Raw genomic sequence first — 15,460 nt, 5'->3', positions numbered from 1 at the left:
GTCACATGTCAGCGTTGATGAGGGATGGAAGGGTTACGGGGGTTTAGGTGTCGCAGGTGGAGAACGTCGTCGGGGACCGCGTGCTGATCGCCGTGCAGGCGGTCAACATCTCGCGGTTGTCGACCCATCCGGTGCCCACCGTTCCCGGCACGCTGATCGTGGTGGCCGGCGCGGGGCCGAAGGACTCCAACGGCGCGGGCAAGTCGTCGTTCATCGCCTCGATCACGGCGCTGCTTGGCGACGAGCAGTGGCGGTTCGCCTCGGGTGCGAAGGCGGTGTCGGAGCTGCTGTTCAACGCGGAGCTGGCCAGCGGCGCCGGGTCGCGGCAGTGGGCGAGCGCCGACCACGGCTACATCGTGGGGGTCTTCGCGCCGCCCGGGATGAACGGGTTCGCCCCGCCGGCCTCCGGCTCTCGGGAGGCGGCGGCAGGCGTTGCCCCGTCCGATGGCGAGCCGTCCGGCGGTGGCTTGTCCGACGACGGGCCGTCCAAGGGGAGGCCCTCCGATCGCGGGTCGTCCGGCGGGGAGCCGTCCGGCGGCGACCTGTTCGGCGCGGAGCCTTCCGACGGCGAGCTGTTCGACGTGCCCGACACCTCAGGCGGGGCGCTGACCGTGTGGCTGCGGGTCAACCAGGAGGCGCCCCACCTGGAGATCCGCTGGCGGGAGGGGATTCACCTCGCGGCGTCGCCGTCGGAGGCCGAGCGGGTGGCGCGGGCCGACGAGATCTGGGCGTCGCTGCCGCGCTCTGCGGGGCGGCGCGACGTCGTGGCCCGCGACCTCACCAAGGTCCTCTACGGCGACAAGGTCAGGTGTGTGTCGTTCCTGTCCACGTCCGTGCGCAGCAAGGTCGCCACCAACCTGCTCTCCCAGCCGCTCAACGAGATCTCGCCCGAGCGGGTCTTCGAGGCCATCGCCGCGCTGACCGGCCTGGACGCCGAGCTGGAGCAGGAGCGCGAGGCCCGCCGCGACGAACACGCCAAGCGGGTGCGGGCGGCGCAGGCGGCCGACCGGCTGGCCGAGTTCGAGTCGGAGTCGAAGGCGCTGCTGAGCACGTTCGACCGGCGCGACCAGGCGCGCATCCGGCTGGCCGACGCGCAGCGGTGCTGGCGCGGGCGGCAGGCCCGCAGGCTGGCCGACGCCGCCGCCAAGGACGAGGCGCTGGCCGCCGACCTTGAGCGCCACCGCGCGGCCGGCGAGGCGGCGGCCGAGGCCGTCGCCCTGGTCAAGGCGGAGATCGCCACGCTGCGCGAGGACACCCTCGACCGGCAGGTGTCGCAGGCGCGCAAGGAGCTGGCGGCGCTGCAGGCGCGGGCGAGCAAGCTCGACGCCGACCGCGCCGTGACGGAGAACTCCGCCGACGAGCTGCGCGGGCTCATCCCCGCCCTGGAGGAGACCCGCCGCTTCGCCGACGGGCGCGACGTGCCGGCGGCCGAACGCGAGCTCGGCGAGGCGCGGCTGCGGCTCAACGAGGCGCTGAAGGCCCTCGGCGTGGCCGACCAGGAGGTGGCCTCGGCGCAGGCGGCCCTCGATGACGCTGAGGGCGGTCCGGCGGCGGCCCAGCTCAACGCGCTGGCGGCGGCGGGGATCGGCGCGACCGGGCTGCTCGACGCGCTCGACGTGGCCGAGCAGGCGCGCGACGCGGGCGCGTCCGGTGGCCTGCGCGGCTGGCCGCACGAGCACGCCGTGATCGTGGACGCCACTCAGCTCGGCGCGGCCGCCGAAGCCCTGGCCGACCTGCCGGGGTCGGTGCTGGTGAGCGCGGCCGGGGTGAGCGTCGTCGGGGCGTTCGAGGGGGTGGCGACCGGGCGCGAGGCCCGCATCAAGGCCGCCGAGCAGCGGCTCAACCGGGCCAAGGACGTCCAGGAGAGCGCGGCCCAGGCCGTACGCGACGCGGAGGAGACGGTCGCCGAGGCGCAGCGGCGGCTCGAAGGCGCCAGGGCCGGGGTGCGGCTGGCCGAGCTCGAGGTCAAGCTGGGCGAGCGGCGGGCCAAGCTGGCCGAGCTGAACGCCGCCATCGAGGAGCTCGCGCCCAAGGTCGCCGAGGCCGAGCGCCAGGCCGCCGCGCTCGACTTCCGGGCACGTACCCGCGACATGGAGATCGAGCGGCTGGAAGGGCGCAGGCACCGGCACGAGAGCGAGCGCGCGCAGGCCCGCGAGCAGGAGGCCAAGGTCACCGCCGAACGCGAGGCGCTCAAGCTCGACGCGCTCGCCGAAGACTGGGGCGGCACCATCGACAGCGCCCGCGAGTGGCTGGAGGCGCTGCCCGACGAGGAGCGCACGCGCACCGCCGACGAGTGGTGGCGGATCGCCGAACGCCACCTCGACCAGGCGCTGCGCGACACGTTCCCCGACGAGGACGCGGAGCTGCCCGAGGAGCTGCGCTTCCTGCTGAGCGAGCGGGAGGGCAGCACGGCGCGGGAGCAGGCGACGTTCTCGGCGGTCTGCGGGTCGCTGTCGTCCTATCTGCGCGGCCAGGAGGAGTACGAACGCCACCAGCGGCGGCAGATCGAGGCCCAGCTCGTCTCCCGGCAGCGCGACCTGGCGGCGGCGGCCAGGGGCGCGGAGGAGGCCGCCCAGTCCACGGCCGTGCACCGCGCCGCGCTGACCGCCGCGATCAAGGCGCGGCTGGCGCGGGTGGCCGAGGAGTTCGACAAGCTCGACACCTCGTACGGCGGTTACGGCGCCACGCTGGAGTTCCCCGTCCCGCCCGCGCCCGCCGACCCCGAGCAGCGCTGGCAGTGGCGGGTCACGCCCAAGTGGCGGCGGGGCGAGGGGCAGGCGTTCGTGCCGTACAACCGGCGGGCCAACACCGCGCTCATGGACGAGAAGGCCGTCAAGCTGGTGTGCGCGGCGGCCATCGCCTCATCCGGCGGCGGCCACCTGTGCCTGGTGCTCGACGAGCTCGGGCGCAACCTGGGCAAGGAGCACCGGCGGGAGGCGGTGGCGCTGTTCCGGCGGATCGGCGAGACGTACGGGATCACGGTGATCGGGGCGCTGCAGGACGACATGGAGCCGTACGCGATCGACGCGTGCGGGCAGTACATCAAGCTGCGTCGGTCGTCGGACGCCATGCCGTACAACGAGCCGCCGGTCATCGTGGGGCACGACCAGCACGCGGAGCGGGTCCGGGCGCTGGCGGCGTACGTGGAGCGCGGCGCGCCCGCGCTCACGGCGTGAGCCCGCCCGCGAACGGCGGGGCAGGCGCCCGCGGTCACGGCGTGAGCCCGCCCGCGAACGGTGAGGCGCCGGGCGCGGCCGGCTGAGCCCAGCGCGGGCTGCGCGCGGGCGGCGGTGGTGGACGTCCGGGGGCTTCGTGGTCACTTCGGTGGCGGGCCGGTGTAGGAGGCGCGGAGGCGGAGGAGAGAGCCGCGGCGATATTCCTCCATCGCGTGCGCCAGCCAGCCCGCCGCCCTGGCCACCGCGAAGATGGCCTCGCCCGCGCCGCGCGTCATGCCGCTGACGGTGACGAGGGTGGCGAGGGCGAGGTCCACGTTGGGGTGGGGCAGGCGGCGCCGGCGCATCTCCGCCAGCACGGCATCCACCACGTCGATCCGATCCGGCCGGAGAACGGTCTCGCCCGGATCCCCAAGGCGCGCGGGCTCGCCCGGTCCGCCCCGATGCGCGCGCTTGGCCGGTGGGCAGGGTGCGGTGCGGGCGCCGGTTTCCGTGACGGCCTTCCTGATCAGGTCGAGGAGGAGGGTGCCGCGGGCGTCACCGTTCTTGTAGACGCTGTGGCGGAAGCCGGGGATGCGCTCGCCGCGCCGTACGCGCTCGCCGATGACGCGGGGCGCCTCGCCGGGGTGGGTGATCTCGTCGAGGAGGCGTTCTGCGGCGTACGAGGCCCCGCCGTGCAGCGGTCCGCCCAGCACGCCGAGCCCGGTGAGGACGACGGCGTACGGGTCGGCCTTGGCGGAGGCGGCCACCCGGGCGGCGAGCGTGGAGGCGGCGAGTTCGTGGTCGGCGAGCAGCACCAGCGCGGCCCTGAGCGCGTCGAGCAGGCCGGGCGTGGCGGGGTGCGGGCACAGGCGGGACCAGAGACGTTCGGCGATCGTGTCGCCCTGGGGCTCGCCGAGCGGCGGCAGCGCGTCCACCAGCCCCGCGATGAGGCGGCGGGCGGTGGCGGTGACGGAGTCGGGGTCGAGCTGGTAGCGCAGGGAGTCGGACGCGCCGAGCACCGTGACGATGACCTGGAGGCGGTCGAGCGGCATGAGGTCGCCGGGCAGGCCGCGCTGAGCGGCGACGGCGGCCCGCAACCCGTCCCCGGGCTCGAAGCGCCACGTGCCCGGCGCGCCCCGCAGCCCCGCGTCAGGCTCGAGCCACCTCCCGCCCGGCGCGCCCCGCAGCCTCGCGTCAGGCTCGAGCCGTCGCTCGCCCGGCGCGGCCCGTAGCCCTCCGTCGGGCTGGAGCCGCCGCCCGCCCGGCGCGGCCCGTAGCCATACGCCGGGGTCGCCGGTCCACAGCCACTCGGCGACGGTCTCGAACGCCGCCGTACGCGCGAGCGCGAGCGCGTCCGCGCCCCGGTAGTAGGGCCGGTCCACGCCGAGCGACGTGACGGCGGACTCGATGACGAGCTCCGGCGGCTGGGCGCGCGGCCGGCCGCGGCGGGCGAGGCGTTCGATCTCCTCGGCGGAGAAGAGGCTGCGCCGGCCGTCCTCGCTGTGCCGGCGCTGCACGACGCCGCGGCTCACGTACGCGTACAGCGTGGCGGGCTTGATCCCGAGCCGCTCGGCCGCCGTGGCCGCGTCGATCCACTCCACCCCGGCAGAACCCTCCGTTGACGACACCTCACAGGGTACGGTCGCCGGTCTCCGGCAGGGCGAGCAGGCAGAGCAGGCTCAGGATCGCCATCGCGGAGACGTAACCGCCGACCGCCATGACGCCCAGCCCGCTCGCCTGCATGCTGGTGGCGACCAGCGGCGGCACCGCGCCGCCGAGCACGCCGCCGAGGCTGTAGGCGACGGACGAGCCGCTGTAGCGGTACTCGGTCTTGAACAGCTCGGGCAGGAACGCCCCCATCGGCCCGAAGACCAGCCCCATGAGCGCGAGCGCGCCCGCGAGGGCCAGCCCGACGAGGAACGTGGAGCGGGTCTCCATCAGCGGGAACATCACCAGCCCCCACACGACGGCGCCGATCGTGCCGGTGATGAGCGTGCGGCGGCGGCCCAGCCGGTCGGACACCATGGCCGAGGCCACCGTGCCGGCCGCCATGAACACCACGCCGACCATCGACAGCGCGAGCATCGTGGTCTTGGAGATCTTGAGGGTGTCGGTGCCGTACGCCAGGCAGTAGGTGGTGGCGGTGTAGAAGAGCGTGTACGCGATGGTCATGGCGCCGGCGCCGAGCAGGACACGCTTCCACTGGTGCTTCATCAGGCCGACGAACGGCACCCTGGCGATGCGGTGCTGGTCCATGGCGGCCTGGAAGACGGGCGTCTCGGAGATCTTGAGCCGGACGTACAGGCCGACGATCACCAGCAGCAGGCTCGCCACGAACGGCAGCCGCCATCCCCAGCTGTCGAACTGCCCGTCGCTCAGCACCTCGCCGAGGATCAGGAACAGCCCGTTGGCGACGATGAACCCGGCCGACGGGCCGAGCTGCGGGAACATCGCGTACAGGCCGCGCTTGCCGGGCGGGGCGTGCTCGGTGGCCAGCAGCGCCGCGCCACCCCACTCGCCGCCGAGCCCGATGCCCTGGGTGAAGCGCAGCAGCACGAGCAGGACGGGCGCGATCACGCCGATGGCGGCGTAACCGGGCAGCAGGCCGATCAGGACCGTGGACAACCCCATCACCAGCAGCGAGACGACCAGCATGGACTTGCGGCCGATGCGGTCGCCCCAGTGCCCGAACAGGGCGGAGCCGAGCGGGCGGGAGATGAACGCCACGGCGAACGTCGAGAACGAGGCGAGGCTGCCCGCCACCGGGTCCATGTCGGGGAAGAACGCGGTGTTGAGCACCAGGGCGGCGGCGGTGCCGTAGATGTAGAAGTCGTAGAACTCGATGGCGGTGCCGATGAGGCTGGCCGCAGCGATCCTGGACCGGCTGGGGGCGCCGGTCTGAGGGGAAACCTTCATGGGTGTCTCACTATGTGGACGTGCGTCTTGTGAAGCGATACGAGGACGCTATCACCTGCGCAATGTTAGGTTTCACATACGGAACATCCATGTAGAAAGGGGGGCATTTGCCCGTCGAGCTGGTGATCTTCGACTGTGACGGCGTCCTGGTGGACAGCGAGTCCATCTCCGTACGCGTCGGGCTGGCGGCCCTGCGCCGCCTGGGCCGGACGATGACCGAGGCCGAATACATCGAGAAGTTCGTCGGCGCCACCGGCGACTACTGGGAGCAGCAGATCGGGCCCACCCCGCCCGGCTGGCGCGACCGGTTCAGAGCGGAGTACCGCGCGGCGATCCAGAGAGAGCTGCGCGCCGTCGAAGGCATCACCGACGTGCTCGAACGGCTCACCATCCCGTTCTGCGTGGCCTCCAACGCCCGCCATGCCACCATCCGCCGCAACCTGCGGCTGGCCGGGCTGTCCCACCACTTCGACGGGCGCGTCTTCAGCGTCGAGGACGTCGCCGCGGGCAAGCCCGCGCCCGACCTGTTCCTGCACGCCGCCGCCACCATGGGGGCCGAGCCGGACAAGTGCGTGGTGGTGGAGGACAGTCCCATCGGGGTGACGGCGGCGATCAGCGCGGGCATGCGGTGCTTCGCGTACGCCGGCGGCCTCACGCCGATCGCACGCCTGAAGGGGCTGGGCGCGACGCTCTTCCGCCACCCCGCCGAGCTCCCCGGCCTGATCGCGGCCCTCACCTGACAGGCCCCGCCTGACGACAGGCCCCGCCCGCAGACGGGGCCCGGCTCAACCGCGGGCCGGCCGTCACTTCTGGCGGGCGCGGCCGTTGTCGTCCAGGTAGTCGCGCCACGTCCGCTTGGGCGTCCAGCCGAGCATCCGGTACGCCTTCTCGCACGAGATGCCCGACGAGTCGGCCCTGGACAGCGGCCGCAGCTCGATCTTGTCGCCGAAGCTCCGCCGCAGCATGGCCGCGAAGTCGTGCCCGCCCGCGTTGTCAGGCGCGGCGATGTAGAACACCTCGTGCCCCGGCAGGTCGGACTCGACGGCCAGCACGATCGCATCGGCGAGGTCGTACACGTCGGTGTAGCTGCACAGCCCGGCCCCGACCTCGACCTCGCCGCGCACCTCCGGCCCGAGGTTGCGCTCGTAGTTGCCCTCGTGCTGCACCCAGCTCGGCCGCAGCGAGATGCACCTGATGTCCGACCGGCGCACCGCCGCGTCCATGAGCTGCTCGCCGAAGTATTTCGACAGCGCGTACGGGTCCTGCGGCCGGATCGGGTGCTCCTCGTCCACCGGCGCGTAGTCCGGCAGGAACGGCCGCTCGGCGAAGAAGAACCCGGGCACGGTCTCGCTGGAGATGTTCACGAACCGCCGCACGCCCAGCCGTACCGCCGCCTCGATCATGTTGAACGTGGCCATCAGGTTGTTCTGGAACACCACGTGCGGCGCGTTCATGGTGGGGTCGGGGATGGCCGCCGCGTGCACCACGGCGTCGGCCCCGTGCGTCACGGCGAACGCCTGCCCGGCGTCGGTCAGGTCGGCCTGCTTGTAGCGGGGCTCGCCGGGATCGTGGCGTTCCCAGACCGGGCGGGTGAGATCGGTGGCGGTGACCTCGTGCCCCGCCTCCTGCAGGGCCTTGACGGCGGCCCTGCCGACCTTGCCGTGTGCTCCGGTGACGACGACGCGCATGAGCCGCTCCTCGCAAGCTGGACCCCTCGATCTCGCCCACAACCTATACCCGCCCCTGCGGCCGGCCCTGCGGGGGTCAGCCGGTGCCGGCGGCGCGCAGCGTGGAGCCCGTACGGGTCTTGATGACCTTGAGCTGAGCCGTGATCCGGGAACGCAGCTCCGACACGTGGCTGACGATGCCCACGGCGCGGCCGCCGTCGCGCAGCCCGTCGAGGATGTCGAGAACGCCGTCGAGCGTGTCCTCGTCGAGCGTGCCGAACCCCTCGTCCACGAAGAGCGTGCCCAGCTCCGCGCCGCCCGCCTCGGCGGTGACGACGTCGGCCAGCCCGAGCGCCAGGGCCAGCGAGGTGATGAAGCTCTCGCCGCCGGACAGCGTGGCCGGGTCGCGGTCGACGCCGGTCCAGCCGTCCACCACGCGCAGGCCGAGCCCGCCGCCCGCGCGCGTCCGGGAGCCGGCCGTCTTGCCCAGGTCGTGCCTGAGCAGGTAGCGGCCGCCGGACATGTGGTCGAGCCGCTCGTTGGCGGCGGCCACCACCTGCCGCAGCCGCTCGCCGAGCACGAACGACGACAGGCTCATGCTCCACTGGTTGTCGCTGGAGGTGCCGCTGGCCAGCGAGGCCATGCGTTCGGCCAGGCGGTGCCGGTCGGCGGCGGGACGCCAGCGTTCGAGGTGGCCGGCCAGCTCGTCGTGCAGCTCGGCCAGCCGCCGCGCCCTGGCCGCCGCCCTGTCGCGTACGCTCGCCAGCCGCGTGTACGTCTCCTCCAGCGCGTCGCGCTCGGCCTGAACCGCCGCCAGGTCGGGCGCGGGCTCGGCCGCCGCGGCCACCAGCTCGGGGTCTGCCAGCACGCCGCTGACGGCCGCGTGCTGATCGTCGAGTCGCCGCAGCAGCTCGGCCTTGCGCTCGCGCTCCGCCTGGCTCCGGTAGGCGGCCTCCGCGTCGCGCACGTCGCCGAACCCGGCCTCGGCCGCCGCCTCCTCGGCCGCCTGCTTCGCCCTGGCCAGCTCGTCGCGCGCGGACACCGCCGCCTGCGTGGCCTCCAGCGCCTCGCGCAGCAGCTCGGCCTCGTCGCTCAGCCGGGACAGGCGGGCGGTCAGCGTGGCGTCGCCGCCGCGGGCCGCGTCGAGCCGCGCGGTGAGCCGTCCGGCGTCGCCGCTCAGCTCCTCCTGCCTGGTGCGGGCGGCCGCGAGGCGCGCCGCCACCTGGCGGCTCTGCTCCTCCAGCTCATTGCGTTCCTGTCCGAGCCTGGCCACCTCCTGCGCCAGCCGGGGCTCGGCGGCCGCCGACTCCTGCAGCCTGCGCAGCTCTCGCTCGGCCTCCGCCAGCACGGACTCGGCCACCGCGTCGGGGTCGAGGTCGAGCTGGGCGCGCACGCGGGCCCGCTCGGCCTCCCGCTGCGCCCGGTGCGCCCGGTGGGCGGCCAGGGCTTCGGCGATCTCGCGGGCCTGGTCGCGGACGCGTTCGCGGTCGGCCTCGACCCGTTCGAGGGCCTGCGCCAGCGCGGGCTCGCGGTCGGCGATCGCCTGGAGGCGGGCCAGCTCCTGCTCGGCCTGCTGCACCTGCTCCTCGGCGGCGGCCACGTCGAGATCGCCGGTGGCCGCGGCCGCGTCGGCGTGGCGGGACTCCAGCGAGGCCAGGGCCCGCTCGGCGGCCTCGCGTTCGCTCAGCGCGGCGTCGTGGGCGGCCTCGGCCTCGCGCTCGTCATCGGCCGACGGGGCGCTCGGCGCGGGCTTGGCGGGCTGGGGGTGGTGCTCGGAGCCGCAGACCGCGCACGGCTGCCCGTCGGCGAGATCGCGCGCCAGCTCGGCGGCCATGCCGTCGATGCGGGCCTGCCGCAGGTCTAGCCAGCGCTCGCGGGCGGCCTGCGCCTGGTCCACGAGCACCTGGTGCGCGGCCCTCGCCTCCTCCAGCTCGGCGGCGAGCGCCTCCCTGCGGTGCGTCGCCTCCAGCGCCGCCCTGGCCGCCTCCAGCGCCGCCGTCTGCGCGGGGATCGCGGCGGCCTGCGCGCGTACGTCGTCCAGCGCGGCCTCCGCCTCGGCGAGCCTGGCCGGCAGCTCGGCCTCCGCCGCCGCCACCTCGGCCTCCCGCTGCGCCAGGACGTCCAGCTCTTCCGCCAGGGCGGCCAGCTCGCGGTCGATCTCGATGAGGTGCGCGGCCGCGTCGCGCGCGGCCTTCGCCGCGGGGATCCGCGCGGCGTCCGTACGCGCGGCCGCCAGCCCCGCCTCGGCCCGCTCGATCAACGCCGGCAGCTCGGCCAGCCGGGCGCTCACCCGCTCGTCGGCGCGGAGCAGCTCGGCCAGCTCGTCTTCGACGCGCAGCAGGTCGCGCCGCACCACCGAGAGCCTGGCCTCCTCGGTCAGCAGCTCCTGCAGCCGCGCGATCTCGTCCTGCCGCGCCCGCTCCAACGCCGCCAGCTCCCCGGCACTCGGCGCACCCGCATCGATCCGCCCCTGGTCCGACGGGCTCTCCGTGGCAGGAGCCTTCCCGGCGGGCCACTGCGCGGCGGCGCCGGGAGCGGCGGGCCGCTGCGCGGTGGGCGCATCCGCACCGGGTGCGGTGGGCCGCTGCGCGGTGGGGCCGGGAGCGGGGGCGCCCTGCCTGGGCGCGCCGGATGGGTGGCCGGAGCCCGCGGGCGGGGCTGAGGTCAGGAGGGGGCGGGCGCGGGCGATGGCGTCGGCGGCCAGGGCGCGGGCCTTGGCGGCGGCCTCGGCGCGCTGCCGGGCGGCCGTGACGAGCGGGACGACGCGGTCGGCCCTGGCGGCGTCGTCGAGGATCGCTTGCAGGTCGGCGCGCTCGTCGGCCCGCTCGTCGAGGATGCGGCGCAGGGTGAGCGCCTCGGCGTACCGGCGCTGGCGCTCGGCCAGGGCGGCGGCCTGCTCGAAGCGCGTCCGCGCGGCCCGCAAGGCGGCACCCGCCGCGGCGTGCTCCTCCTCCGCCCGCGTCACGACGGCCCGCGCGGCGTCGAGCAGCGCGCCCGCCCACCGCAACGGCTCCTCCTCAGGCGACGGCGCCTCTCCGCCGGCGTCCACTTGTCCCTGCTCGTCGGAGGCGGCCCGCCCCTGCCGGTCGGAGACTGCTTGCCCCTGCCCGTCAGCGGCAGCCCGCACCTGTCCGTCGGCCGAACCCGCCGTACGGTCGTCCCCCGCCACGACGCCGGCCGCTCCGGCGCGCCCGTCCCGTAGGGCGGCCTCACGGTCCCGGCCCGCCGCCGCAACGGCCTCGCCCTCGCGATCCGACGCCGGAGCGGTGCCGGCCGAGGCGTCCTCGCCGCGCGCCGCCGGAGCGGGATCGTCGTCGAAGGCCAGGGTGGCGTGGACGCCGCCCCCGGCAGCCGCGCTCCCCAGCGCGGCCGAGGTGAGCCGGCCGAGGAGGTCGGGACCGGCGGCCTCCTCGACGCGTTTGACGGCGAAATCGACCTCCTGCCGCAGCTCCTGCGCCTCGCGCCAGGCCTGCTTGCGGTGCTCGGCGAGCCAGGACTCGGCCGCGGTGAACACCTTGACGCTGAAGAGGCGTTCGAGCAGCTTGGCGCGCTCGTCGCCGCCGGCGCGCAGGAAGCGGGCGAAGTCGCCCTGCGGCAGCATGGCGACCTGGCAGAACTGGTCGGCGTTCATGCCGAGCAGGCCGCCGATGAGGTCGCCGGCCTCGTCGAGGCGGGTGGTGAGGCCGTGCCAGTCGGAGCCCTGCCACTCCGAGACGACCACCTTGGCCTTCTCCTCGGTGAAGCCCGTGCCGCGCAGCTTGGGCCGCTGCCAGGCCGGGGAGCGCTGGATGCGCAGTAAACGCCCTCTGATGGACACCTCGAGGGTGACCGACGGCCCGGTGCCGGGCGGGGCGTGGTCGCAGCGCAGGCTGCGGGCGCTGTTGCGCTGTCCGGGCACCTGGCCGTAGAGGGCGAAGCAGAGCGCGTCGAGGATGGTGGTCTTGCCCGCCCCTGTGGGGCCGTGGACGAGGAAGAGCCCGGCTTCGGCCAGCGCGTCGAAGTCGACGGTCTCGGTGCCGGGGAAGGACCCGAACGCCGTCAGCGTGAGCCTGTGGGGGCGCATCTACGCCATCGTCTCCTTCACCCTGGACGCCTCGATGGCCTGTCTTAGCAGCTCCTCCTCTTCGGGTGCGGCAGGCTCGCCGCGTACTTCCTTGACGAAGTCGAGCGCGACCTCCGCCTCGGGCCGCCCGGTGACGCGTACGGGCTCGGCGGCGGCGACGGCGCCGACCGGCTCGAACGAGAGGGCGAGAGTGTGGGGGAAGCGGGCGCGCAGGCGGTCCATCGCGGACTTGGGCCGCACGGGGTCGGTGAGGACGATCTGCAGCCAGTGGTCCTCGTAGGCGGCGTAGCGGGGGTCGGTGAGCAGGTCGTCGATGTCGCCGCGCAGCCGGCCGACGGGGCGGGGCACGGGCGCGGGCACGAAGTCGACGTCCTCCACCTTCTCCCCCATCGTGACCAGCCAGGAGCCCTTGACGTGGCCGGCCTCGGAGAAGGAGTAGGCCAGCGGCGAGCCGGAGTAGCGCACGGTCTCGGACATGCGCTGGCGGCCGTGCAGATGGCCGAGTGCGACGTAGCCGACCCCGTCGAACGCGCTCAGCGGCACGTGGGCGACCCCGCCGACGCTGATGTCGCGCTCGCTGTCGCTGGCCTGCCCGCCGGTGACGAAGCAATGGGAGAGCACCACGGAGGCGCGGTGGCGGGCGGCGTCGGCCCTGATGCGGTCCATGGCGTAGGTGATGGCGGCGGTGTGGCTGCGGTCGGGCAGCTCCCACTGGGCGCGTACGAGCTCCGGCTCCAGGTAGGGAATGCCGTAGAAGGCGACGTCGTCCACCACGACGGGCTCCCACGACCTGTCGGGCGCGGTGCGGACGTGGACGCCCGCCGACTCGAACAGCGCCGAGCCGAACCGCAGCCGCAGCGCCGAGTCGTGGTTGCCGCTGATCAGCACCACGCGCGCGCCGGCGCCGCGCAGCCTGGCGAGCGCGTCGTCGAGCAGGGCGACGGCGTCGACGGGCGGCAGCGCCCTGTCGTAGACGTCGCCGGCCACCGCCACCACGTCGACCCGCTCGGAGCGCACGGTCTCGACCAGGTGATCGATGAACGCGGCCTGCCCGGCGAGCAGGCTCTCGCGGTGGAAGGAGCGCCCGAGATGCCAGTCGGAGGTGTGCAGGATCCGCATGTCGCAGGAAGCTAACAGGTCTCACTGACATATGGGGTCTCTCCAGCCCCACGCGCCGGGAGTACTCTGGAAGATCGGCGGGCAAACCAACGCACATGGGGAGGCCGATGCGCACTGGCCGTGGCACCTTGAGCGTCGCCGCCGGCCTGGTGCTGGTGGCTCTCGCGGCGGTCGGTTACGTCCTTCCGCCCGCGTTCGATCCGCCGCCGCTCAAGGTCGATCCCGCGTTCCAGGCCATCCCGCCGCAGCCCGCCGCCGAGCTGAAGCCCGTCGCGACCGTCCACGAGTTCCGCGAGGAGGAGATCTCGGTCCCCGCGGAGGGCCAGCGCCTGGAGGGCACGCTGCGGGTGCCGATCGCTCCCGGGCGGCATCCGGCGATGGTGTTCGTGTCGGGGTCGGGCAACGGCTCGCGTACGGAGTTCACGCCGCAGGCGGAGTTCCTGTCCAGGGCGGGCGTGGTGACGATCGCGTTCGACAAGCGCACGGTCGGCTACGACTTCCGTCACCGCGACTTCGGGCTGCTGGCGGACGACGCGCTGCGCATGGTCGAGTACCTGCGCACGCGGCCCGAGGTGAACCCGGATCTGGTGGGCGTGTGGGGCGTGTCCGAGGGCGGCTGGGTGGTGCCGATCGCGGCGGCCAAGAGCACGTCGGTGGGCTTCATCGTGCTGGTGTCGTCGCCCAACGTCTCCCCGCTGCGCCAGGTCGCCTGGGCGCTGAACGAGCAGCTGCTGCGGCTGCGCGCCCCCGTCGGCGTACGCGACCTGCTGACCAGGGCGATGGGCGGGGTCGGCTTCGACTTCCTGCGCTACGACGCGATGCCCGCGTTAAGCCAGGTCAAGCAGCCGGTCCTGGCGTTCTACGGCACCACCGACCCCTCGATCCCCTTCGTCGAGTCCACCAAGGCGCTCATCACGGCCCTGGAGAAGGCGGGCAACGACAAGTACACGATCCGCTTCATGGCCAAGGGCGACCATGCCATGCGGGTCAACGGCGGCGACTTCACCGCGGGCTACCTGGAGACCCTGGCCAACTGGATCAAGGGCCTGCCGGGCACGGCCAAGCCGGCGGTCCACATGGCGGGCGCGACCCCGGTGCAGCGGTTCGAGGCGAGCGACGTGCCCGCCGCCCCCTGGTACGCGGGCGGCACGATGCTCGGCCTGACGATCTGCCTGGCCGCCGTCGGCTACGTGGCGGGCCCGGTGGCGGCCATGGTCGTACGGCTGCGCCACCGCGACCAGACCCCCGTCGAGACCAACGCCCGCCTGTGGGCGCCGATCAGGCGCCGGCTGACCAGGATGGCGTGGACCGGGCTCGCCCTGCTGGCCTCGGTGGCGGCGTTCATCACGCTGCTGGTGCTGTTCTCGGTCAACCAGGCGGGCGCCTGGCCGGCCGTGCTGGCCGGCTGGCTCGTGGTGCGGCTGCTCGCCGTGCTCATGCTGATCCAGGAGGTCACGGCGGTGGCGGCGTACGTGTCGGCGCTGCGCGAGGGCCTGCAGCCCACCCGCTGGCAGTACGTGTCGGTCGGGGGCGTGCTGGGCGGGACCGGGCTGCTGCTGGTGGCGGCGGCTTACTACGGCCTTTTCTCGTTCCCCTGGTGAACGCCCTGGTGAACGTCCTGGTGAGCGTCCTGGTGAACGAAGGCCTCCATCCAGCGGTCCATCTCGGCGAAGACCTGCTTGCGCACGGGCTCGGCGGACAGCACGAGGTCGTGCACGCCGTCCTGGATGCGCACGCACGTCACGTGCGGCCCGACCGAGGTGGACCAGCGGGCGATGTGGCGGGGGTCGAGCACGATGTCGGCCGAGCGGGCCTCGGGGACGAAGTCGCGGACGCGCAGGCCGTTGGCCGAGGCGAGCACCAGCACCGGCACGTCCACCGACAGCCCGGCGTGCAGCCGCCGCTGGGCGCGCCGGATGGCGGCCAGCCACATGGCGTGCACGGAGAACCCGCCGAGCGGCTTCAGCTCCAGGTCGTAGTCCCATTCGCCGCCGTGGCTGCGGTGCAGCGTGCGCCCGTAGACGTCGCTGGACGGCAGCGGCAGCACCCATTTCGTGTACGACAGCGGCGTCTTGAGCAGGTCGGCGGCCAGCCTTAACGGCGTGGGCACGTTGAGGTCGAAGAACGGGCTGTTGAGCACGAGCCCCTGCACCAGGCCGCGGCCGCGCACCCGGTCGGCCCACAGGGCGGCGACCAGCCCGCCGGTGGAGTGGGCGTTGACGGTCAGCTCGTCGTGGTCGCGCCTGATGATGCGCACGGCCTCGTCGATCTCGGTGAAGTACTCGGTGACGCTCCTGATCAGGCCCCTGGTCTGGTGCGGCAGCAGGGAACGGCCGTACTTGCGCAGGTCGAGCGCGTAGAAGTCGATGCCGCGCTGCACGTAGTGTTCGGCGAGGTGGTCCTGGAAGAAGTAGTCGGTGAAGCCGTGGAGGTAGAGCACCGCCCTGCGGGAGGCGGTCTCTGCCCTCCTGGACACCAGCGTCGCCACGACCTCGCCCTCGAAGTCGTCGGGCATGGGCAGCACGGTGATCTCGTACATG

At 74.0% G+C, this 15,460-nt stretch carries 9 protein-coding genes; 3 read left to right on the top strand and 6 right to left on the bottom strand.

What is annotated here, in order from left to right; genetic code table 11:
* Positions 1-56 precede the first annotated feature (56 nt).
* A complete protein-coding gene (locus WBK31_RS06255; RefSeq protein ID WP_364067624.1) occupies positions 57-3,176 on the top strand; it encodes a chromosome partitioning protein ParA in 3,120 nt (1,039 codons plus the stop codon).
* A gap of 140 nt (positions 3,177-3,316) precedes the next feature.
* Here the strand turns inward: WBK31_RS06255 and WBK31_RS06250 are convergent, their stop codons facing one another.
* Together WBK31_RS06250 and WBK31_RS06245 are read right to left on the bottom strand one after the other, a co-directional pair.
* Positions 3,317-4,756, bottom strand: a complete 1,440-nt coding sequence (locus WBK31_RS06250; protein ID WP_406674459.1) for a citrate synthase — start codon at positions 4,754-4,756, stop codon at positions 3,317-3,319.
* A 28-nt stretch (positions 4,757-4,784) separates the two neighbouring features.
* Positions 4,785-6,071, bottom strand: a complete 1,287-nt coding sequence (locus tag WBK31_RS06245) for an MFS transporter (protein WP_364067620.1) — start codon at positions 6,069-6,071, stop codon at positions 4,785-4,787.
* Between the two features lie 107 nt (positions 6,072-6,178).
* On the opposite strand from WBK31_RS06245, the gene WBK31_RS06240 reads away from it, so the two are divergent.
* Entirely contained in the window at positions 6,179-6,811 is a 633-nt protein-coding gene (locus WBK31_RS06240; protein WP_364067618.1) for an HAD family hydrolase, read from the top strand.
* 63 nt (positions 6,812-6,874) lie between these two features.
* On the opposite strand, the gene WBK31_RS06235 is transcribed toward WBK31_RS06240, so the two are convergent.
* From WBK31_RS06235 to WBK31_RS06225, 3 genes are all read right to left on the bottom strand, one after another.
* A complete protein-coding gene (locus WBK31_RS06235) occupies positions 6,875-7,759 on the bottom strand; it encodes an NAD(P)-dependent oxidoreductase (RefSeq protein ID WP_364067616.1) in 885 nt (294 codons plus the stop codon).
* A 76-nt stretch (positions 7,760-7,835) separates the two neighbouring features.
* Positions 7,836-11,801, bottom strand: coding sequence for an AAA family ATPase (locus WBK31_RS06230; protein ID WP_406674458.1), 3,966 nt, complete (start codon positions 11,799-11,801; stop codon positions 7,836-7,838).
* Positions 11,802-12,920 carry an exonuclease SbcCD subunit D gene (locus WBK31_RS06225; RefSeq protein WP_364067612.1) on the bottom strand — a complete coding sequence of 373 codons (1,119 nt, stop codon included), beginning with the start codon at positions 12,918-12,920 and terminating at the stop codon, positions 11,802-11,804.
* A 107-nt stretch (positions 12,921-13,027) separates the two neighbouring features.
* Here WBK31_RS06225 and WBK31_RS06220 point away from each other — a divergent pair, with 107 nt between their 5' ends.
* A complete protein-coding gene (locus WBK31_RS06220; RefSeq protein ID WP_364067610.1) occupies positions 13,028-14,521 on the top strand; it encodes a prolyl oligopeptidase family serine peptidase in 1,494 nt (497 codons plus the stop codon).
* On the opposite strand, the gene WBK31_RS06215 is transcribed toward WBK31_RS06220, so the two are convergent.
* The gene (locus WBK31_RS06215) at positions 14,494-15,459 is read right to left on the bottom strand and encodes an alpha/beta hydrolase (protein WP_406674457.1); all 966 of its coding nucleotides are present in this window, start codon (positions 15,457-15,459) and stop codon (positions 14,494-14,496) included. The two genes, WBK31_RS06220 and WBK31_RS06215, sit on opposite strands and share 28 nt — an antisense overlap.
* Position 15,460 lies beyond the last annotated feature (1 nt).

It is taken from the genome of Nonomuraea sp. N2-4H, from assembly GCF_045291505.1.
Classification (GTDB): Bacteria; Actinomycetota; Actinomycetes; order Streptosporangiales; family Streptosporangiaceae; genus Nonomuraea; species Nonomuraea fastidiosa.
The sequence above is the reverse complement of the archived record's forward strand: the minus strand, read 5'-3'. Positions and strand labels throughout refer to the sequence as shown.

What these genes read in the sequence shown, in the direction of transcription:
- WBK31_RS06220 (WP_364067610.1), top strand. Translation starts at nt 13,028, where the DNA reads ATGCGCACTGGCCGTGGCACCTTGAGCGTCGCCGCCGGCCTGGTGCTG.
- WBK31_RS06215 (WP_406674457.1), bottom strand. Translation starts at nt 15,459, where the DNA reads ATGTACGAGATCACCGTGCTGCCCATGCCCGACGACTTCGAGGGCGAG.
- WBK31_RS06235 (WP_364067616.1), bottom strand. Translation starts at nt 7,759, where the DNA reads ATGCGCGTCGTCGTCACCGGAGCACACGGCAAGGTCGGCAGGGCCGCC.
- WBK31_RS06225 (WP_364067612.1), bottom strand. Translation starts at nt 12,920, where the DNA reads ATGCGGATCCTGCACACCTCCGACTGGCATCTCGGGCGCTCCTTCCAC.
- WBK31_RS06230 (WP_406674458.1), bottom strand. Translation starts at nt 11,801, where the DNA reads ATGCGCCCCCACAGGCTCACGCTGACGGCGTTCGGGTCCTTCCCCGGC.
- WBK31_RS06245 (WP_364067620.1), bottom strand. Translation starts at nt 6,071, where the DNA reads ATGAAGGTTTCCCCTCAGACCGGCGCCCCCAGCCGGTCCAGGATCGCT.